Genomic DNA, 21,149 nt, shown 5'->3' on the forward strand with positions numbered 1-21,149 from the left:
AATCAAATGAATATAGAAGAGTTTATAAAACATTGTAAAGAAGGCAATCCAATATCAAGCGAGGATAAAGAACTTGCACCGCTTTTATATGAATGCTCACAAAATGCAATAAAAATAACAATGCAAATCAATAATAGCTATCATACTACAGATGAGGTGAGAAAATTATTTGAACAATTAACAGGTGAAAAAATAGATGAAAGTTTCACATGCTTTCCTCCATTTTATACAGACTTTGGAAGAAATATAAAAATAGGAAAGAATGTATTTTTTAATACAGGCTGTTCATTTCAGGACAGAGGCGGGATCACAATAGGAGACAATGTATTTATTGGTATGAATGTAATTATTTCTACACTTAATCATGGAATAGAGATACAAAACAGAAGTACAACATATCCGTCAAAAGTAACAATAGGCAATAATGTTTGGATAGGTTCTGGTGCTAATATACTACCCGGCATTACAATAGGGGATAACTCAATAATAGCTGCCGGTACTTTGGTAAATAAAGATGTTCCTTCTAATGTTATAGTTGGCGGAGTGCCTGCTAAAATAATAAGAAATTTATAATAAAAATTTAAATATAATTAATGATAAGGAGATTTCTATGAAAAAAATAATATTATCAGCAACTTTAATACTAACTTTTTTAATATCTTGTAACAACACACAAAATAATCAATCTAAAGGAGGAGATAATATGGATACAAGAGTTTTTAAAATTTATACAAATATAGAAATGAAAAAAGTAAGATTCAAAAACCGTTACGGTATAGAAATAGCAGGGGATTTATATTTACCAGAAAATTATACTAATCAAAAAAATCCTGCCATAGTTGTATCCGGCCCATTCGGAGCGGTTAAAGAACAAGCTTCAGGATTATATGCACAAGAGATGGCTACTTATGGTTTTGTTGCTTTAGCATTCGATCCTTCTTTTACTGGTGAAAGCGGCGGAGATGTAAGAAACACTTCTTCACCTGATATATTTACTGAAGATTACAGTGCTGCTGTAGATTATTTGGGTTTGCTTGATTATGTAGACAGAAACCGTATCGGTGCAATAGGTATTTGCGGACTTTCTGGTATGGCTATCACTGCTGCTGGAACTGACACTAGAATAAAAGCTGTAGCAACTCTTTCAATGTATGATATGTCAAGAGATATGAGTAAAGGACATCAAGACTATTATACTCCTGAACAAAGAAGAAAAATAAGAGAATATTTAAGCGAGCAGCGTTGGAAAGATGCTGAAAGCAAAACTTATGCTTTAGGTAATCATGAACCTTATTTTGATGAGAACAATAATTTAATGGCTTCTGCAATGGTTGTACCTGAAGAGCTTCCAGAAAATGCTGATCCTGTATTTGCTGCTTTCTACAACTATTATGCTAAAAGAGCTTATCATCCTAGAGCTATAAACTTTGTTACTTCTTGGACTGCCACAATGCCTGTATCATTTTGGAATTTCCCTTTGATGGCTAATATTAAAGATGTTTCTCCTACTCCTATACTTTTAGTAGCAGGCGACAGAGCACATTCAAGATACTATTCTGAAGATGTTTATAAAGAAGCATTAGAACCAAAAGAACTTTTAATAATAGAAGATGCTGATCATGTTGATTTATATGACAATATGGAAAAAATTCCTTTTGATAAATTATCCCAGTTCTTCAAAGATAATTTAAAATAACCTATTATATTTTTTATTAATGTTTTCTTTAATCCAAGTGTTATTTTTATAATGCTTGGATTTTTTATTTGTAATTATCATCAAATAACGCACGGTAAGCAAATCCTTAATTATTATATAAATTAACAATTATTAATTAATCTAGTTTTTATAATTTTACTCATTGTGCGGTATGTTAATAATAAATTTAAATAAATCTTGGGCGGGCTTTATATTTTCAGTATAAACTATAAAGAAATAAAGATAAAAATAACTAATAAAATTAAAAAGCATAAAGGGCGGGCAGATGTAATTAAATTTTAAAACTTATTTTCACTCCCCACCCTCAAGATTTTATAATTTTATTTTGCATTAAAACTTATTTTATATTTTTTATTTTAATTAGATTTTATTAGCCCCCACCCAAGTGTTTTTTAAATTTGTTATGCACTTACCGCACGATTAAATATTTTTTTAATTTATAGAAATATTATAAAAAGAAATATATTTATATTTGATAATTTGTTTACCGTGCGTTATGAATCAAATTTTATTATTAAATTCATTTGTAAGCCTATCTAAAAATATTTTGGAAGCCCTTGAAAACTCCTGATTCTTCTTCCAAACTATATTAAGACCAGATTCTAATTTAGGCTTTAAAGGTATAAAACAAATATTTTCATTATGCATGTTGTCTATCAATTTATCCAAACTTAAAGCATACCCCATTCCTTCCTTAACCATAATCAATGCATTGTAAAGTAAGTTATATGTAGCTGCTATATTAAGTTTATCAAAACTATCACCAAACCATCTTATAAAATCATTGTCATTTAATTTATTTTCTATAGCCTGCCTAGACATAATTAAAGGTAAATCTAATAAATCAGTTTTGGTTATATACTTCTTTTTTGCAAGTTCTGAATCTTTTCTCATAATTACACCCCAAGTATCTTTAGCATGTATTTTTAAATAATCATACTTTGACAAATCTGCCGGATCTATTAATACACCAAAATCTAATAATCCTTTATCAAGTTTTTCTGTGATATCATTAAAATTTCCGCTGTAAATATTGTATCTTATATGAGGATAAACACTTTGCATCTCTTTCATAACAGAAGCAAGCAAACTCATAGCCCAAGTTTCACCTGCCCCAATGAATATATCACCTGCTATTAATTCATCTGTAAAATTAAACTCTGCTCTAGTTTTATCTATCATATCTATTATTTCTTCGGCTCTTTTTTTTAATAAAATGCCTTCAGGAGTGAGAATTATATTATTATGCTTTCTTTCAAATAGTTTATGCCCTATATCTCTTTCAAGTATATTTATCTGTCTGGATAGATTTGGCTGAGTGAGATTAAGATATTTTGCAGCCTTTGTAATATTGCCTTCTCTTACAGTTGTTAAAAAATATTTTAAAGCCCTGATTTCCATATACTCTCCGAAATACATAAACTTTTTATATTCTATAATAATGAAATAATAATGCAAATAATTAGTTAATGAATATTAATTTGATTATTATTTGTTATATTTAATTCATACCTAAACAACTATATTTTGTCAAAATAATTTTTTTAATTTAAAATATTGGCAGGGCTTTGCCCCGCACCCCAGTTCTTTTATTGGTATAAAAGAACCAAAAGAACTGCATTTTTAAGCTAAATTTAGGTTATATCCTATATTTAATAAGTATATATTTAATATAAAGTTCTAGTAATTGCACTTTTTGCAACTTTTTGCGGCGGGAAAAAGTTGAATAAAAAAAATGACAAAGTTAAAAATTTTCAGTATATATAAAAAACTAAAATTGACAATTTCAATTATTTAATTATAATGTAAAACTTACTGGAGTTTTTTACTATGAAAAAATTATATAAAAATCTATATGTAGGTAATGACAGAGATTGTGCTGAGTTTAAAGGGGCTATAGTTCATGCTTGCCAAAGCTGTTTTGTTAGAGGTGTAAGAGGAAATATAGGCGATAAAAAAGTATATCAAAATAATAATGATTTATATTTGAATTTACTTGATATAAGCAGTTTATCTTTTGAATATGCCTTTCCTATGATAAAAAGAGCTATGGAGTTTATAGATGAACATATAAATGATATGGAGGTATTGGTTCATTGTAATTTCGGCATGTCAAGATCTCCATCTATAGCACTTCTTTATATGGCAAGAAAAGGCTATATAAGTAATACTTCATTCAAAGATGCTTTAAGAGATTTTCATGAAATATACACTTACTATTCACCTGGAATGGGAATGTATAGATACTTCGATAATTATTGGTACGAAATAATGAGTTTTTAGCATTATAGCGAAATACTTGACAATATAAAATATTTGTATTATACTATTACATATAAATCTTCGGGGCTAGGTGAAATTCCATACCGGCGGTAAAGTCCGCGAGCCTTTTTGATGTTCCTTATTCAAAAACGGCAGATTTGGTGCGATTCCAAAACCGACAGTTAAAGTCTGGATGGTAGAAGATAAAATTAATGTAAACTACTACATAAAATAATGGCTCTAATTGTTATTTTTTAACATTTAGAGTTTTTTTGTTTACAAGTCAAAAAATCCGCCAATTAAAAACCTCAAAGATTAATAAAAAATATTTTTTTAAGAGTATTAGCATTATGCAGAACAATATGCATGAAAAGTACATGAAAATGGCTATAGAAGAAGCTAAAAAAGGAGAAGGTTTTACAAGTCCTAATCCTTTGGTTGGTGCTGTTATAGTGAAAGATGGAAAAGTTATAGGCATTGGATACCATAAAAAATGCGGTGAAAATCATGCAGAGATTAATGCTTTCTTAGATGCCAAAGAAAAAGGCGAAAATGTTGAAGATGCTGATATATATGTAACTTTAGAGCCTTGTTCTCATTATGGAAAAACTCCTCCTTGTGCTGATGCTATTATAAAAAATAAGTTAAAAAGAGTGATTATAGGATGTGTTGATTCTAATCCTAAAGTAGCAGGAAACGGAATAAAAAAATTAAAAGATGCTGGTATTGAAGTTGTAGTAAATGTGCTTGAAGAAGAATGCAGAAAATTAAATGAGGTTTTCTTCTATTATATAGCTAATAAAAGACCATTTATTGTTATGAAATATGCTATGACTATGGATGGCAAAATAGCTACTGTAAGTGGAAAATCAAAATGGATAACTTCAGAAAAAACTAGAGAGCATTCTCATAGATTTAGAAATAAATACTCTGCTATAATGGTTGGAATAAATACTATAATAGAAGATAATCCTACACTTAATTGCAGACTTCCAAATACTAGAAATCCTATAAGAATAATTTTGGATAGTTCATTAAAAATAGATTTGAATTCTAATATTTGTAAAACAGCAAAAGAAATAAAAACTTTTATAGCTACTATTAGAGATGATGATAAAAAAATAAAAGAACTTGAAAGTGTAGGTATAGAGATAATAAAAACAGAAAATGATAATGGCAAAGTAAGTTTAAAAGATTTGATGAGAATACTTGGAGAAGAAAAAGATATTGACAGTGTGTATGTTGAAGGCGGTGCTGCTTTACATGCTAGTTTATTAAAAGAAAAGTTAGTAAATAAGGCTTTGATTTATATAGCACCAAAAATATTCGGAGGTATTGAAGCAAAAAGCCCTATAGGAGGCGAAGGAATAGATGATCCTGATAATGCTGTTAAACTTACGGAAGGCAGCATAACAAAAATAGAAAACGATTTGTTTTTGGAGTATTATTTAAAATATTAATTTGTAAATAAAATATATTAATATTATACGAAACTAATTTTATACTTACACTTTTTGGTACTTTTTGCGGCGGGAAAAAGTACAGAAATTATTTAAGAGAGAAAATATTAATAATGTTTACTGGTATAGTTGAAGAAATAGGAACTGTTAAATCTGTACAAAGCAAAGTTATAACAATAGAAGCTAGCAAAATATTTGATGATTTGCATTTAGGTGATAGTGTTGCTGTTAATGGTACTTGTTTAACTGTATCTAGTTTTGATAATAAAATATTTAATGCTGATGTTACTCAAGAAACTTTGAACCGCACTAATTTAGGAAGTTTAAAAAATGGAAGTAAAGTTAATCTTGAAAGAGCTATGACTTTAAGCGGAAGATTCGGCGGTCATATAGTAAGCGGACATATTGACGGAGTGGGAAGCATTAAGTCTATGAAGAAAGATGACAATGCTATAATACTCACTATTGAAGTGCCTAAACACTTAATGAAATATATAGTAGAAAAAGGTTCCGTTGCTGTTGACGGCATAAGTTTGACAGTGGCAAGTTTAACCGATAATACTTTTTCTATAGCAGTTATTCCTCATACATTAAAGGAAACTGTACTTTATTATAAAAAAGAAGGTGATAAGGTTAATGTAGAAAATGATGTTATAGGCAAATATGTTGAAAGGCTTTTAACATTTAAAGAAGATAATGATGATAGTAAAAAATCCAATATAACAATGGAATTTTTACTTAAAAATGGTTTTTAATAATTATGCACTTTTTACAGCTTTTTACAGCTAATAAATATTAGGAAAAAGTTGAATAAAAAATAAAAATGGAGCATTAAAAATGGAAAATGTTTACAGCACTATTGATGAAGCTTTAGAGGATTTAAGAAACGGAAAAATTATAGTTGTTTCTGATGATGAAGATAGAGAAAATGAAGGCGATTTAATCTGTGCGGCAGAATTTGCTACTACAGAAAATATCAACTTTATGGCTACTTATGCTAAGGGTTTGATATGTATGCCTATGAGTAAAGAAATTACTAATAAATTAAATTTAAATCAAATGGTTACAAAAAATACTGATAATCATGAAACAGCTTTTACAGTATCTATTGACCATGTTGAAACTACAACAGGTATATCAGCAGTTGAAAGATCAATTACTGCTTTAAAAGTTATTGATGAGAATTCTAAACCAGAAGATTTTAGACGTCCCGGTCATATGTTCCCATTACTTGCAAAAGAAGGCGGAGTATTAGTAAGAATGGGACATACTGAGGCTACTGTTGATTTGATGAGATTAGCAGGTTTAAAAGAATGCGGTTTATGCTGCGAGATTATGAGAGATGATGGTGATATGATGAGAAGAGATGATTTGATTGATTTCGCTAAAAAACATAATCTAAAGATGATCACTGTTTCTGATTTGATTGACTATAGAAAAAAGAATGAAGATTTAATGGAGCTTTATGCTAAGGCTAAAATGCCTACTAAATATGGTGAGTTTGAAATACTTACTTTCGTAAATAAAATCACAAAAGAACATCATGTTGTTTTAACTATGGGAGATATTTCAAGCGGAGAAGATGTACTTTGCAGAGTTCATTCTGAATGTTTAACAGGCGATGCATTAGGTTCAAAAAGATGCGATTGCGGTGAACAATATGATTATGCTATGAGAAAAATTGCTGAGGAAGGCAGGGGCATAATGGTTTATATGCGTCAGGAAGGAAGAGGAATAGGACTTGTTAATAAATTAAGAGCTTATGAACTTCAGGACAGCGGACTTGATACAGTTGATGCTAATATAGCTTTGGGATTTAGAGATGATATGCGTGAATATTATGAGGCTTATCAAATGCTTAAAAATTTGGGAGTTAAGAGCATAAAAATAATGACTAATAACCCAGATAAAATAAAGTATTTGAATAATTACGGCTTAGAGATAAAAGACAGAGTACCTATACAGATAGAAGCTTCAGAGTACGATGCATTTTATCTAAAGACTAAAAAAGAGCGTATGGGTCATATTTTAGATTAAATATAAAAAATAAAAAATTACTAGCTGACAAAGGAAGTTGCTAGAACTTATTGCTATAGACATACAAAGCAAGCTAGTAATTTTTTATGATATAGACTAGCATTTTGACATTTATATTAATTTTATTATAATGTTTGTATTATGGATAATGTAAAATATTTTAATACATTGAATGATTATTTTGTAAGATATCTTTTATCTGATAGAGGAAGTGAAGCAATATTGTTGGATTTTATTAATTCAATAATGCTTGACTCCAATATGAAGACATTTAGAAGTGTTGAAATACTAACTCCATTTAATTATAAAGAAAATTATGAAGATAAAGAAACAATTACAGATGTAAAATGTATAACTCAAAATGGTTCAGTTGTTATAATAGAGATTCAGCTTCAAGGAAATTCAAGGTTTCCAGAGAGAATACTTTATTATTGGGCTTCTAATTACAGCAAGCTTTTAAAGCAGGGTGAAAAATACGATGCACTAACTCCTGTAATTAGTATTAATCTTCTTAATTTTAATTTAGATGATTCAGAAAATATTCATTCCTGCTATATGATTTATGATACAGGTAATCAAAGATTATTAACTGATCATTTACAAATACACATAATTGAAGTAAAAAAATTTAAATACAATTTATTAAAACCTGATTTAAATTGCTGGCTTAAATTTTTTACTATAAAGGAAGGTGATAATAAGGAGGTTATAATGTCAGAATTAGTAAAAGAAAAGCCTATAATGGAAGAAGTACAAAGAAGATATAATAACTTCATTAAAGATAGATTGATGATGAATGAATATGATAAGAGGCAGGCATATTTATATGGTAATCAAATAATGCTTGAAGAGGAGAGAAGATTAGGTATTGAAGAAGGTAAAAAAGAACAGCAAATATTTATAGCTAGAAACTTTAAAAAATCTGGTATAGATATAAAAATAATTAGTGAAAATACAGGTTTGAGTATAGAAGAAATAGAAAACTTGTGAGTATCTGATATTCATAAGGATGTTAGAGCTTATTAATAAACAAGTTTTTTATATATAATAAAAGAATGGAGCATATATTAGATTGAATTTAAAAATAAAAAATTGAGAGCCTCTGGAAACTAATAAAGAAAGTTGCTAGAACTTTTTCCATAGGCATTAAAGCGAGCCAACCAAGTAGGTACCTTTGGTAAGCAGCCAGTAACTTTAGTTGCTGGCTTATAATAGCGATGGCGAGCATAGCAATAATAATAAAATTTAAAAAGGATAGTTAAGATGAAAACTTTTGAAGGAAAACTCGTTAGTGAAAAACCAATTAAAATTGGTATAGTGTGTGCTAGATTCAATGAATTCATTGTCTCTAAACTTTTGGGCGGTGCTTTAGATGCTTTATCTCGTCATAACATAAAAGACGATGATATCAGTGTTGCTTGGGTGCCTGGTGCTTTTGAGATACCTCTTATTGCTTCTAAAATGGCTAAATCTAAAAAGTATGATGCTGTTGTTTGTTTGGGTGCTGTTATAAGAGGCTCTACTACTCATTATGATTATGTTTGTGCTGAAGTATCAAAAGGTATTGCTAATGTTTCTCTTAATTCTGATATACCTGTAATGTTCGGTGTGCTTACTACTGAAAATATTGAACAGGCTATTGAAAGAGCTGGAACTAAAGCTGGAAACAAGGGATTTGATTCTGCTATGGCTGCTATTGAAATGGTTAATTTAATCAGAGAAATAGAAAAATAAAATATCTATTAATAATATTATTTGTCATTTAGTTTTATTAAAGCATAAAGAGCATGATATAAAATGTTCTTTATGCTTTTTTAGTTTAAGTAAAAAATATAGTTTGTGCTTAAAATAGTTATTTTTATAGTAGTTTTATTTACTATTTATTATAATTAAAAACTTTATAAATATAGTCTAAATTATATAATTGCAATCAAAAATAATTTGGAAATATTATGTCAGAGAATATTTGTTAGAAACATAGATTTAAGAATTTTGAAAAAGCATTTAATTTACTAAAAAGTGTATTTGAGAAAGAGAAATAAATGAATTATCTTTATTAGAGCAAGAAGGTGTTATTCAAAGATTCGAATATACTTATGAATTGGCTTGGAAAACTTTGAAAGATTATTTAGAATATAATGGAAGTTTAAACAATATAGATATATCCCCAGGAAATATTTTTAAAGAAGAATATTCAGCAAATATTATCAAAAATAAAGATGATTTTATTGATATGATGTTAAGCTGTAATTTACTTTCACATACTTATGATTTTATTAAATTCAAAGAAATTATTATCAAGATAAAAAATAATTCTTTGAAAATACTTAATGAATTATATAATTTCTTTTTGGAAAAAATAAATGATTAAAGGATAAATATTAATGCTTGATGAAAAGATAAAATAAGGTATAAAAAATATATGCAGTTCTTATTATAATATAGAAAAAGTTATACTGTTTGGTTCTAGGGCATTGGATAGAGAAAAATATAATTAGGATATAGATTTAGCTGTAATTGGAAAGTTTGATTTACTATTTTGCTAAAGACTAAAAGAAGAATTATCAGAGATTCCTACTCTTTTAAAATTCGATGTTATTTCTTATAATGATATAGAAAATCAAGAATTAATAAATGATATAAAAAATCATGGAAAAATTATTTATAAAAAATAGTATTAATGATATTTGATGAATAATGTATCATTATAGCAGGGAAATATTTCCTCATTAATATATTCTATAATCAATTTTTTTTATATATACTGAAACGATTTCATTTTGCCGACTACTACACATTATGTAATTATTATCAACTTTTTTACCGCACAAAAAAGTTGCAAAAAACGCAATTGTTAGAACTTTATATTAAAAATATATGTATTAAATGTATTGTATAACCTAAATTTAGACTAAAAATGCAGTTTTTCGCGAAGCGTATCCGAGCCTGTCGAGGATATAGGTTCTCACCGAAGGCGGGCTGTGCCTTATACCAATAAAAGAACTGGGGTATGGGGCAAAGCCACAGATATTAAAAACAAAATATAACTTTATTTTTTGACAAAGTATAGTTGTTTAGGTATATATTAAAAAGTATTAATTATATTTTTCTAGAAGCTCAACTATATCCTTATAATCTTCTGATTTTGCAAGATCAAGTGCAGTCCTGCCATATTCATCAGTTATAGAAGTATCTGCATTATTTTCTAAAAGTACTTTTGCAGCTTCAAATTGATTAAAACTTGCTGCATACATTAAAGCAGTCATTCCATAATCAGTGGTATAATTAATATCAGCACCATTTTCTAATAACATATTTATTATATTAGTATTCCCTCTATAAGCAGCATTCATTAAAGGAGTAGGCGATATATCAATATGTTCATTTTCTATTTCGCATACTGTATTGGCGTCAGCTCCTTTCTCAAGTAAAAATTTTACCATCTCTTCATTATTATAAGTTGAGGCATAAACTAAAGCATTAATGTCGTCATTATCTCTTGCTTCAATGTCCGCACCTTTTTCAATTAAAAGCTCTGTTATAGCAATATTATGAAGACTAGCCATAAGAGGAGTAAAGCCTGTAAGTTCAGCAGGTAAATTTACATCAGCTCCTAAATCTATAAGTTTACGAACAAGTTCTTCATCATACATAGCTTCTGTTAATGGAGTAGAATATCCTAAAGTTAAATTAACATCTGCATTGTTTTCTAATAGATAATTTATAATATCAGTTTGTTTATATTTTATAGCTTGTATTAAAGGTGTTGACTTGGAATATTCATCTATCTCTAAGTTATAATTAACATCTAAACTTTTTGATTCAATTAATTTTTTGATTGTTTGAAAATCTCCTGATTCTATAAAAGATATAATTTCTTTATCTGTGTATGAATAATATTCTGTTTCTTCCGTTTCTTCTGTATTTATTGATGAATTATTTGATTTATTATCTTTATCGTCTGTATTTGATTGTTCTGTTATATTATTATCTGTACTGTCATCTAAATTTATAGTTACTTTATCTGTATTATTATTTTGTTCTTTATTATTATCGTTAGAGCAAGAAAATATTATGGTAGATAGAAAAATAATTAACAAATATTTCATAATAATATATCCTATAGTCAAGTTTTTATTTATTATATTATAAAAATGTATTTTTTCAAGTTTTATATTAAATCCCTATAGGGTATATTTGTTATTTAAAAATATTTTGTAATAATGTATTATGTAACTATTAAATATTTTAGGAAATAAGATTATGGATGATAAAAATATTGATGTTTATACTAATAAAGGAAACACACTTTTAAAATTACATATGTATGAAGAAGCTTTAGAATGCTATAATAAAGCATTAGAATTAGATGATAAGAATATAACTAGTTATACCAATAAAGGAACAGTTTTATCATATTTAGGAAGATATGAAGAAGCCATAAAATGTTATAATAAAGTATTAGAATTGGATAATAAAAATATTAATGCTTACACCAATAAAGGAAATACCTTATATTATTTAGGCAAATATGAAGAAGCTATAAAATGTTTTGATAAAGTATTAAAATTAGATGATAAAAACATTTATACTTATAATATTAAAGGAAATGCTTTATCTTTGTTAGGCAAATATAAAGAAGCTATAAAATATTATGATAAAGCATTAGAATTAGATAATAAAAATATTGATACTTATATTGGTAAAGGAAATGTTTTATTAAAATTATATATGTATGAAGAAGCTATAGAATGTTATAATAGAGCATTAGAATTAGATGATAAAAATATTAATGTCTATAATCTTAAAGGGGAAGCCTTATTAGGTTTAAAAAGATATGAAGAAGCTATAGAATGTTATAATAAAGTACTAGAATTAGATGATAAAAATATTAATGTCTATAATCTTAAAGGGGAAGCCTTATTAGGTTTAAAAAGATATGAAGAAGCTATAGAATGTTATAATAAAGTACTAGAATTAGATGATAAAAATATTAGCGCTTATATTGGTAGAGGAATAATATTAGCAGTTTTAGAAAAACATGAAGAAACTTTAGAATGTTATAATAAAGTATTAGAATTAGATAATAAAAATATTTATGCTTATAATGTTAAAGGAACTACTTTATTATGTTTAGACAGATATGAAGAGGCTATAGAATGTTTTGATAAAGCATTAGAATTAGATGATAAATACATTAATGCTTATAATAATAAAGGAACTGCTTTATCAGATTTAGGCAGATATGAGGAAGCTATAGTATGTTATAATAAAGCATTAGAATTAGATGATAAATACATTAATGCTTATAATAATAAAGGAGCTTCTTTATCAAAATTAGACAGAAACGAAGAAGCTATAGAATGTTTTGATAAAGCGTTAAAATTGGATAATAAAAATATTGATTCATTAAAAAATAAATTGGAATGTTTAGAAAAATTAAATGATTATAAAAATATTATAAGCTGTATTGATGATATATTAAAAATACATGATTTATTTGATAGTGATTATATAGAAGAATTGAAATTAAAAAAGTCTGATTATCTTTTTTCTTTAGAAGATTATAAAAGAGCATTGAAATCTTACGAAGAATTAAAAACTGATGATTTTAAAATAAAAGAGAAAATAATTATTTGTTTTATGAAGTTAAATAATTATCAGAAGGCTCAAAAATATATTTCTAAATTAATAGCGAATAATAAAAACAATGAACTTTATTATTACAGAGGCATTTGTCTATTTAATACTAATAAATATCAGGAATGTATAAAAGATTTTGATACAGTTATAGATTATGAAGATTCAAAATTTTATAAAGGATTGTCTTTGCATTATCTTGGAAATGATTCTGAGGCTTCATTATTAATTACAGAATATAAAAATATAAATGAAGAAGACTATAGTAAAAAATATAATAAATTTAAAGAAGTGATAGATAAAATACTTATTCAAGATGATAAATCCGATTCAGAAGAAAAAACAGATAATTGATTGAGTGTTAAAAATTTATTTTAAAACCCCGCCCTTTATGTTTATTGTTTTATACTTGAATATTAACTTTATTTGTTTTTTAGTTTATACTTAAAATTTTGAAGTTTGTCAATTTTTATGTTGTTCTTTTTCCAGCCGCACGCTACAGCGGCAATACCATACCTACACTTACAGTGGATTTCGTCAGGTACTCCTTTCAGTCGCAGCACTTCCTTTGGTCGCAAAAGAAGTGGGGGTGTTACGAAGTACGCAGAGCGGCACGTCTGTGTGCCATAACAAATAATAAAATTTAAAAAACTAGAATTGACAAAATATATTTGTTTAGGTATATATTAAAAAGTATTAATTATATTTTTCAAGAAGCTCAACTATATCCTTATTATATTTCTTATTATCTTTTGATTTTGCCATATCAAGTGCAGTCCTACCATCTTCATCAGTTATAGAAGTATCAGCATTATTTTCTAAAAGTATTTTTACTGCTTCAAATTGATTATAACTTGCTGCATACATTGAATTTGCTGCATACATTAAAGCAGTCATTCCATAATCATTGGTATAATTAATATCAGCACCATTTTCTAATAACATATTTATTATATTAGTGTTTCCGTTATTAGCAGCATGCATTAAAGCAGTATCACCATCTTCATCAGTTATAGAAATATCAGCATTATTTTCTAAAAGTATTTTTGCTGATTCAAATTGATTATAACTTGCTGCATACATTAAAGCAGTCAGTCCATAATAATTGGTATAATTAATATCAACACCATTTTCTAATAACGTATTTATTATATTAGTGTTTCCTTTATAAGCAGCATAAATTAAAGGAGTCATTTCATCAGTGGTATAATTAATATCAGCACCATTTTCCAATAACATATTTATTATATTAGTGTTTCCGTTATAAACAGCATTCATTAAAGGAGTAGGCGATATATCATCAATATGTTCATTTTCTATTTCGCATACTGTATTGGCGTCAGCTCCATTTTCAAGTAAAAATTTTACCATCTCTTCATCATTTAAAGAAACCGCATAAACTAAAGGATTAATTCCGTCAACATTCCTTGCTTCAATGTCAGCACCTTTTTCAATTAAAAGCTCTGTTATAGTAATATCATGGAAGCTTGCCATAAGAGGAGTAAAGCCTGTAAGTTCTTCTTTTAAATTAATATCCGCATTATTTTCTAATAAATAATTTATGATATCAGTTTGCTTATATTTTATAGCTTGTATTAAAGGGGTTGACTTAGAATATTTATCCCCTAAGTTATAATTAACATCTAAACTTTTTGATTCGATTAATTTTTTGATTGTTTCTAAATCTCCTGATTCTATAAAAGATATAATTTCTTCATCTGTGTATGAATAATATGTTGTTTCTTCTGTTTCATTTGTATTTATTGATGAATTATTTGATTTATTATCTTTATCGTCTGTATTTGATTGTTCTGTTTTATTTATATTATTATCTGTACTTTCATCTAAATTTATAGCTGCTTTATCTGCATTATCATTATCTATACTGTTATCTAAATTTATAGTTGCTTTATCTGTATTATTATTGTTTGATTCTTTGGTATTACAAGAAAATATAATTATAGAAAGTAAAAAAATTAATAAATATTTCATAAACAATATATCCTATAGTCAAGTTTTTGATTAGTATATTATAAAAATATTTTTTTTCAAGTTTTTATATTAAATCCCTATAGGGTATGTTTTTTTATTAAAATTCAATCTTAAAAATTTATTTTAAAACCCCGCCCTTTATATTTATTGTTTTATACTGGAATATTAACTTTATTTGTTTTTCAGTTTAAATCAGAAATTAAAGCACCCGCCCAAGTTATTATTAGATTTATAATCTCTTTAACGCACGGTTAATCAATTTTATAATATTGTATAATTTGAATTTAAAATAGATCTATATTTTTAGACTCATTCACCGTGCGGTTATGGGGCTATAAGTTTAAATAACACTTTGGGTGGGCAGCTAAAATAACTGTTTAAGTTTTTAAAGAAAATAATACAAAACTGCCAGAAGATATAAAAAGGATATAGGGTGGGCTTTGTAATTATTGCATTATGCTGTTTTTATAGTAAAATACTTTTCATTGTTAAGGATTTTTAATAATGAAAAAAGCAGATAAAACAAATAAAAATAGTATAAAAGATAATAACAACTTTGATGAGTGTTTTGAAGAAAGCATAAAGAATAATGTAATATTCTTTCCTATAAGACACCATTCGCCTGCATGCTCATATCATTTGAAGAAAATTTTTGAGAGTTTTAAACCTGACGCTGTACTTATAGAAGGGCCAAGCGACTGTAATGATTTGATGAAGTATATGGTAGAAGAAGATACTAAAGCACCATTTTGTATTTATTCAAGCTATGTTGATGGTAATAATGAGAAATACAGATGTTATTATCCTTTTTTGTATTATTCGCCGGAGTTTACCGCTATAAGAGAATCATTAAAAAATAATATTCACTGCCGTTTCATAGATATGAATTATGCTTTTATGATAGAAAATGCCAAATATGATTCAGATCCTGAAAAAGAAAATAATAATGAAGAAAATTCAGAAGATATAGATAGTAATAAAGAAAATGATAATGAAAAGAAAAAAAAGAAATTAATATCGATTTATGATAATGATGATAATAAATTCAATGTTAATGCTTACACAGTAGAGCTTACAAAAAAAGCAGGACTTAGAACTTTTGCCGAACTTTGGGAGAGAGATTTCGAGATAAATGGAATACTTAAAGAAAGCAAAGATTTTATAAGAAGCGTTTATGCATTAGGCTATTATATGCGTTTGATAGAAGATGAAGATTTTGAAACTAGAAACAGAGAATATGTAATGGCTTTGAATGTTAAAAATGCATTAGAAAAATATAATAGAGTTTTGGTAGTTACAGGAAGTTTTCACACTAAAGGCATAATAGATAAATTAAAAGAAGATGAAAAAGATAATAAAAAATTAAATAAAGAATATAAAAAATTAAAAAAATATATAATTTCAAATACAGCCAACTATTTAATACCATATTCATTTGAAGATGCTGATGCAAGAAGAGGATACAGAGCAGGAATAGAGTTTCCGGCATTTTATAATTTAGTTTATAAAGAACTTGAAAATTACAGCAGTAAAAATAATACTGATGATATTGGCAATATGTATTTAAATGTTGTGATGTCATTTATAATAAAAGCCTCAAATATAGACAGGCATAATCATAATGTAAGTATTCCTGACTGTATTAATGCTTATTATATGGCAGTTAATCTTGCAAAATTAAGGGGCAAGCATTCTGCAGGAGTTTATGAGCTTATAGATGCTGCTAAAAGTGCATTTGTCAAAGGCGATATATCTTTGGAGAATACAAGCAATCTTGATTTGATGATGAAGCTTCTTTCAGGTATGTCAAATGGTACTGTATCATCAAAAAGTATAGTTCCTCCTGTTGTTATAGATTTTAGAAATAAATGCAAAGAATATAAAATAAAAACTGATAAAACAGAAGAAAAAGAATCTATATTAGACATAGTAAAAAATGAAAGTCATTTTGAAAAGAGTAAATTTTTTCATAAGATGAGATTTTTAGATGCAGGCTTTTGTAAATTAGAAAAAGGTCCTGACTATGTAAATAAAGTTAATAAGAATCTAGCAAGAGAAATTTGGAAATATGAATATAAAACATCTGTAGAATCTGCTTTAATAGATAAATCTGTTTATGGTGTAACAATAGAAGAATTAGCATCAAATTTAATAGTTGAAAGACTTAATAACCGTATAGAAGCCAGAGAAGTGTCAAAACTTTTAATAGAAGCTAATGTTATGGGCATTTATAGCTTTTTTACTGATAACTATAATAAAATAGAAGAAACTATACTCAGTGATAATAATTTTGTAAGTCTTTGCTCTTGCCTTAATAATTTATCATATTTGGCTAATATGGAAGCTATCAATAATAATTTTTCAAAAGAGCGAGAATCTTTATTTGATAATTATGACATAATGGCAGTTATAGAATCTTTAGCCAAACAGACATTTATGCTTGCTGTTGTCAATATGGATTCTATGAAGAATTTAAATGAAGAAGAAGCATTAAAAAATTCTCATTATATAAAAAATCTATATTCATTTACATTAGAAAATCCTAATTGGTGTGATATAGATGCATTTAATGATAAGATAGATTTAATGCTTGATAATACATTCGGAAGTTCTCATATATATGCAGTTTGCTTAGCTTTAAAATACAAATCAGGAAGATTGATGGCTGATGAATTTTCTAATATAGTATCATCTTTTATGGAATCTTCAGATATAGAAGCCGCATCATATTTTTTGAATGGTATACTTTTAGCGGCAAGAGATATATTATTTATTAATGAAAATATAATCAGCAGTATAGATTCAGCAATAAAAAAATTGGATGATGATAAATTTCTAGAAGTACTTCCTAATTTCAGATATGCATTTTCAAATTTAAGTCCTGTAGAAATAGAGCGTTTTTCAGGTATTATAGCTGATAGATATAATATCAGTAAAAACAAAATATTAATTGATGTTAATTTATCTATAGAAGAAATTCAATTAGCTTCCAAAATAGATAATGAAGTTTTTGATTTAATTAGCAAAACTTTATGAAAAAATCATAAAATGAACATATTAATATCAAATTTGTATTATATGTATCAATTGATTTATGATTTCATTATTATTTATTTATATTTCTTATTTATTGATAAAAAATATAAATAAAAGCATTGTAAATATAGTTTACAATATTATAATTTATTTATTATAAATTTATAAAGATATCAGGAACTATTTTTAAATTTATTCGTCTAATAATACAAAGTTTATATATAATATGCTATATAGTAACTTGATATTTTTTATTCTAAGTTTATAATATAAAAATTTATAATTATAAAACTTCATAATATGATGAATTTATATTGGGAGCTGGCTGTGAAATTTTATGTTACTCTGGTTTTTACTTTAATATTGACTCTGTCTTTATATTCACAGGATACAAATTTAACTGACAATATTACAAATGATACTATGGCATCAAATGAGGCTCCAGAAATAAAAAAAATCTCTATAACTTTGGAAGATGCTTTGATGATGGCTTTTGATGCTAGTAAAACATTAAAACAAGCAGAATATGATGTAAGGATAGCACAGGTTCAAAAAGATGCTTCTTTTTCTGATTTATTTATGCCTTCTTTGAGTGTAAGCGGCGGATTAAATTTGGCAGAATCCAAAGAATATTCTATTAATGAGGTGAATACAGGTATTTATTCTAGCCCTGATACTTGGTCTGCTTCTGCTACTTTATCCAAAACTCTATTTACAGGATTTAGAAATTGGAATACAGACAGAGCAAGAGATGTTAATTTAAAAATGAAAAAAGATACATATTATGATGAAAGACTTAATGTAGATCTTAATACAAAATTAAATTTTTATAATACATTTGTGGCTCAGGAAAATTACAGAGTATATTTACAGCAGCAGCTTAATTATAGTAATAGAATGAGAGAATCATATATCAAATATAGAAACGGACAAGTTTCAGAATATGAATATTTGAACGCCAAAGTACAATATGAAACTACAAAACCTCAAGTTATAACTTTAAGCAATCAATATCAAAGTTTGAAATTAACATTTATTAGACAAATAGGATTAACTAATATTGCTGATGAGGTAGATTTAGTAGGAAATATATTGGATGCTACTAATATAGCATTGCCTGATATGGCTTATGATGATTTACTTACTGTTATAATGAATAATAATATAGAATTAAAAAATATGGCTAGTAATTTAGAGATGTTAGAGTATAATAGGAAAGTAGCAAGAAGTTATTTATGGCCGACTTTATCAGCAAATGCTAATGTAGGTATTACTACTGTAGATAAAATAAAAATGGAGAATGGTACATTTAAGAAAAATAGACAAGGTGAATTTAATTGGGGAGTTGGTTTTTCTCTTAATTATAGTCTTGATTCTCTTTTGCCATTTTCTTCTACAGCAAAAAATGCCGAAGAAATTGAACTTAGCATAAAGCAAATGGAAGTAAGCTATGATGAGTTAAGAGATACTATAGAAATAAACAGCAGAGATTTAATTTCCACTGCGAGATCTCAGGCGGTGAATTTACAGTCGCAGGCAGAAAATGCCAGAACAGCAGCTTATGCTTTACAGATGGCTCAAAGACAGTATCGCGGAGGTACAATATCTACACTTGAACTTAATGATGCTGAAATTACATATTTGAATGCTCAGCTTGCATATTTACAGGCTATATATGATTATTTTTCAAGCACTTTACAAATACTAAAACTTTTGGGAGCTTAAGGAGATTATGATGAGAAGAATAAGTATTATAATATTATCAATCGTTTTAATTTTATCTGTTTCTTGTAAGAAAGCAGCAGTAGATTTGAAGAAAAAAGAAAATCCTATAAGTGTATTGGTAGCAGCACCTATAAAACAGCCTTTAGAGGAATATCTGGATTTATCAGCAGAGATTAAAGCTATCAAAGAGGTAGAAATATCATCTGATGTACCAGGAAAAATCGCTAATATATTAAAATATGAAGGAAGTTTTGTTAATAAAGGCGATACAATAGCGTTAATAGATAGATTTGTAATAGGTGCTAATTATGCTTATGCTCCTGCAAGAACTCCTATTTCCGGATATGTTACAACTACATATATGGCAGTAGGTGCCTCAATAGCTGCTTCTACTCCTATAGCAAATGTTGCTGATATTAGCCAATTAGAAGTAGAAATACAAGTTCCTGAACGTTCTATCGCCGGAATAGAATTAGGACAAAAAGTAATTATAAGAGTTCCTTCAGCTCCTAATAAAGAAATAGAAGCTACTATTACTAAAAGAGATTATGCAGTTAATCCTTCTACTCGTACCTTGATGGTAAAAGCTTTAATAGATAATAAAGAAAGACTTCTATTACCTGGAATGTTTTCTGATGTATCAATACTTTTGAATTCTGCTGATAATGTATTTGTTATACCAAACAGTGCTATGTTCAGCGATGATTTAGGTAAGAATTATATATATGTTGTTAAAGAAGATAATTCAAATAACCCTCCATCAGAAGTTCAGGTAGCAAATTCAACTAATGTAAAATATAGAGCATATACAAGAGAAGTTAATGTATTATTCACTTCTAAGGATAAAGTAGCTTTAAGCGGCGGACTTGAAGAGGGAGAAGAGGTTGTAATGTTCGGACGTGAATTCTTAAAAAATGGATCATTAGTTAATAGAATAGAAAATGACCCTACTATTTTAGAATATATTACTCCTCCTACAGCAGTTGCTTCAGCTGATACTAATATAACACAAAAAGTACAGCAGTCTGCAGCAAAACCAGCAGCAAATACAAATACTACTGTAAAAAATAATACAGCAACTCAAAAACCAGCTACTACTGCAAAACCAGCTGCTACTGTAAGAAATAATACACCTGCTGCTACAAAGCCTAATACGGCAACTACAGTAGAAAAACCAAAACAAACTGAAACAAATACTTCTAATAATGATGATGCTATATATTCAATTGGAGGTTAATTTTTCTTATTATGGTTATAGTTTTAATTAAATAAGGAGCGAT

The 21,149-nt window shown here is 27.3% G+C and carries 16 protein-coding genes and 1 riboswitch; of the genes, 13 read left to right on the top strand and 3 right to left on the bottom strand.

Translation table 11 applies throughout. The features are described from left to right. Nucleotides 1–6 precede the first annotated feature (6 nt). Nucleotides 7–573 carry a DapH/DapD/GlmU-related protein gene (locus BRSU_RS00425; RefSeq protein WP_048593288.1) on the top strand — a complete coding sequence of 189 codons (567 nt, stop codon included), beginning with the start codon at nucleotides 7–9 and terminating at the stop codon, nucleotides 571–573. Between the two features lie 37 nt (nucleotides 574–610). Then, nucleotides 611–1,696, top strand: coding sequence for an alpha/beta hydrolase (locus BRSU_RS00430; RefSeq protein ID WP_048593289.1), 1,086 nt, complete (start codon nucleotides 611–613; stop codon nucleotides 1,694–1,696). Between the two features lie 522 nt (nucleotides 1,697–2,218). Here the strand turns inward: BRSU_RS00430 and BRSU_RS00435 are convergent. Continuing rightward, on the bottom strand, nucleotides 2,219–3,118 hold the full coding sequence (locus tag BRSU_RS00435; protein WP_048593290.1) for a LysR family transcriptional regulator: 900 nt from the start codon (nucleotides 3,116–3,118) through the stop codon (nucleotides 2,219–2,221). A 429-nt stretch (nucleotides 3,119–3,547) separates the two neighbouring features. Here BRSU_RS00435 and BRSU_RS00440 point away from each other — a divergent pair, with 429 nt between their 5' ends. The 7 genes from BRSU_RS00440 (at nucleotide 3,548) to BRSU_RS14700 (ending at nucleotide 9,847) form a co-directional block, all read left to right on the top strand. Next, complete coding sequence (locus BRSU_RS00440; RefSeq protein ID WP_048593291.1) at nucleotides 3,548–4,000, top strand: dual specificity protein phosphatase family protein; 453 nt, start codon at nucleotides 3,548–3,550, stop codon at nucleotides 3,998–4,000. A gap of 52 nt (nucleotides 4,001–4,052) precedes the next feature. Next, a riboswitch (FMN riboswitch) is annotated at nucleotides 4,053–4,188 on the top strand. 141 nt (nucleotides 4,189–4,329) lie between these two features. Beyond that, nucleotides 4,330–5,439: a bifunctional diaminohydroxyphosphoribosylaminopyrimidine deaminase/5-amino-6-(5-phosphoribosylamino)uracil reductase RibD gene (ribD, locus tag BRSU_RS00445; protein WP_083997848.1), complete on the top strand. Its 1,110-nt coding sequence runs from the start codon at nucleotides 4,330–4,332 to the stop codon at nucleotides 5,437–5,439. 113 nt (nucleotides 5,440–5,552) lie between these two features. Then, nucleotides 5,553–6,194, top strand: a complete 642-nt coding sequence (locus BRSU_RS00450; RefSeq protein WP_048593292.1) for a riboflavin synthase — start codon at nucleotides 5,553–5,555, stop codon at nucleotides 6,192–6,194. A gap of 82 nt (nucleotides 6,195–6,276) precedes the next feature. Then, complete coding sequence (locus tag BRSU_RS00455; RefSeq protein ID WP_048593293.1) at nucleotides 6,277–7,476, top strand: bifunctional 3,4-dihydroxy-2-butanone-4-phosphate synthase/GTP cyclohydrolase II; 1,200 nt, start codon at nucleotides 6,277–6,279, stop codon at nucleotides 7,474–7,476. Nucleotides 7,477–7,617: 141 nt separating this feature from the next. Then, on the top strand, nucleotides 7,618–8,466 hold the full coding sequence (locus BRSU_RS00460; RefSeq protein WP_048593294.1) for an Rpn family recombination-promoting nuclease/putative transposase: 849 nt from the start codon (nucleotides 7,618–7,620) through the stop codon (nucleotides 8,464–8,466). Between the two features lie 273 nt (nucleotides 8,467–8,739). After that, the gene (ribH, locus tag BRSU_RS00465) at nucleotides 8,740–9,210 is read left to right on the top strand and encodes a 6,7-dimethyl-8-ribityllumazine synthase (protein WP_048593295.1); all 471 of its coding nucleotides are present in this window, start codon (nucleotides 8,740–8,742) and stop codon (nucleotides 9,208–9,210) included. 367 nt (nucleotides 9,211–9,577) lie between these two features. Continuing rightward, nucleotides 9,578–9,847: a nucleotidyltransferase substrate binding protein gene (locus tag BRSU_RS14700; protein ID WP_245158016.1), complete on the top strand. Its 270-nt coding sequence runs from the start codon at nucleotides 9,578–9,580 to the stop codon at nucleotides 9,845–9,847. 724 nt (nucleotides 9,848–10,571) lie between these two features. Here BRSU_RS14700 and BRSU_RS00475 read toward each other — a convergent pair. Next, a complete protein-coding gene (locus tag BRSU_RS00475; RefSeq protein WP_048593296.1) occupies nucleotides 10,572–11,585 on the bottom strand; it encodes an ankyrin repeat domain-containing protein in 1,014 nt (337 codons plus the stop codon). Nucleotides 11,586–11,739: 154 nt separating this feature from the next. Between BRSU_RS00475 and BRSU_RS00480 the strand changes: the two genes are divergently transcribed. Then, complete coding sequence (locus BRSU_RS00480; protein ID WP_048593297.1) at nucleotides 11,740–13,470, top strand: tetratricopeptide repeat protein; 1,731 nt, start codon at nucleotides 11,740–11,742, stop codon at nucleotides 13,468–13,470. A 342-nt stretch (nucleotides 13,471–13,812) separates the two neighbouring features. On the opposite strand, the gene BRSU_RS00485 is transcribed toward BRSU_RS00480, so the two are convergent. Further along, nucleotides 13,813–15,108 (bottom strand): ankyrin repeat domain-containing protein, encoded by a 1,296-nt coding sequence (locus tag BRSU_RS00485; protein WP_048593298.1) that lies wholly within the window; start codon nucleotides 15,106–15,108, stop codon nucleotides 13,813–13,815. Between the two features lie 504 nt (nucleotides 15,109–15,612). On the opposite strand from BRSU_RS00485, the gene BRSU_RS00490 reads away from it, so the two are divergent. The 3 genes from BRSU_RS00490 (at nucleotide 15,613) to BRSU_RS00500 (ending at nucleotide 21,106) form a co-directional block, all read left to right on the top strand. Next, nucleotides 15,613–18,144, top strand: coding sequence for a DUF5682 family protein (locus BRSU_RS00490; protein ID WP_048593299.1), 2,532 nt, complete (start codon nucleotides 15,613–15,615; stop codon nucleotides 18,142–18,144). Between the two features lie 327 nt (nucleotides 18,145–18,471). Further along, nucleotides 18,472–19,869 carry a TolC family protein gene (locus tag BRSU_RS00495; protein ID WP_048593300.1) on the top strand — a complete coding sequence of 466 codons (1,398 nt, stop codon included), beginning with the start codon at nucleotides 18,472–18,474 and terminating at the stop codon, nucleotides 19,867–19,869. A 7-nt stretch (nucleotides 19,870–19,876) separates the two neighbouring features. Then, nucleotides 19,877–21,106 carry an efflux RND transporter periplasmic adaptor subunit gene (locus BRSU_RS00500; protein ID WP_157031436.1) on the top strand — a complete coding sequence of 410 codons (1,230 nt, stop codon included), beginning with the start codon at nucleotides 19,877–19,879 and terminating at the stop codon, nucleotides 21,104–21,106. Nucleotides 21,107–21,149 lie beyond the last annotated feature (43 nt).

Source organism: Brachyspira suanatina (genome assembly GCF_001049755.1).
Classification (GTDB): domain Bacteria; phylum Spirochaetota; class Brachyspiria; order Brachyspirales; family Brachyspiraceae; genus Brachyspira; species Brachyspira suanatina.

Coding starts and splice junctions, on each gene's coding strand:
- BRSU_RS00425 (WP_048593288.1), top strand. CDS start 7: ATGAATATAGAAGAGTTTATAAAACATTGTAAAGAAGGCAATCCAATA.
- BRSU_RS00430 (WP_048593289.1), top strand. CDS start 611: ATGAAAAAAATAATATTATCAGCAACTTTAATACTAACTTTTTTAATA.
- BRSU_RS00435 (WP_048593290.1), bottom strand. CDS start 3,118: ATGGAAATCAGGGCTTTAAAATATTTTTTAACAACTGTAAGAGAAGGC.
- BRSU_RS00440 (WP_048593291.1), top strand. CDS start 3,548: ATGAAAAAATTATATAAAAATCTATATGTAGGTAATGACAGAGATTGT.
- ribD (WP_083997848.1), top strand. CDS start 4,330: ATGCAGAACAATATGCATGAAAAGTACATGAAAATGGCTATAGAAGAA.
- BRSU_RS00450 (WP_048593292.1), top strand. CDS start 5,553: ATGTTTACTGGTATAGTTGAAGAAATAGGAACTGTTAAATCTGTACAA.
- BRSU_RS00455 (WP_048593293.1), top strand. CDS start 6,277: ATGGAAAATGTTTACAGCACTATTGATGAAGCTTTAGAGGATTTAAGA.
- BRSU_RS00460 (WP_048593294.1), top strand. CDS start 7,618: ATGGATAATGTAAAATATTTTAATACATTGAATGATTATTTTGTAAGA.
- ribH (WP_048593295.1), top strand. CDS start 8,740: ATGAAAACTTTTGAAGGAAAACTCGTTAGTGAAAAACCAATTAAAATT.
- BRSU_RS00475 (WP_048593296.1), bottom strand. CDS start 11,585: ATGAAATATTTGTTAATTATTTTTCTATCTACCATAATATTTTCTTGC.
- BRSU_RS00480 (WP_048593297.1), top strand. CDS start 11,740: ATGGATGATAAAAATATTGATGTTTATACTAATAAAGGAAACACACTT.
- BRSU_RS00485 (WP_048593298.1), bottom strand. CDS start 15,108: ATGAAATATTTATTAATTTTTTTACTTTCTATAATTATATTTTCTTGT.
- BRSU_RS00490 (WP_048593299.1), top strand. CDS start 15,613: ATGAAAAAAGCAGATAAAACAAATAAAAATAGTATAAAAGATAATAAC.
- BRSU_RS00500 (WP_157031436.1), top strand. CDS start 19,877: ATGATGAGAAGAATAAGTATTATAATATTATCAATCGTTTTAATTTTA.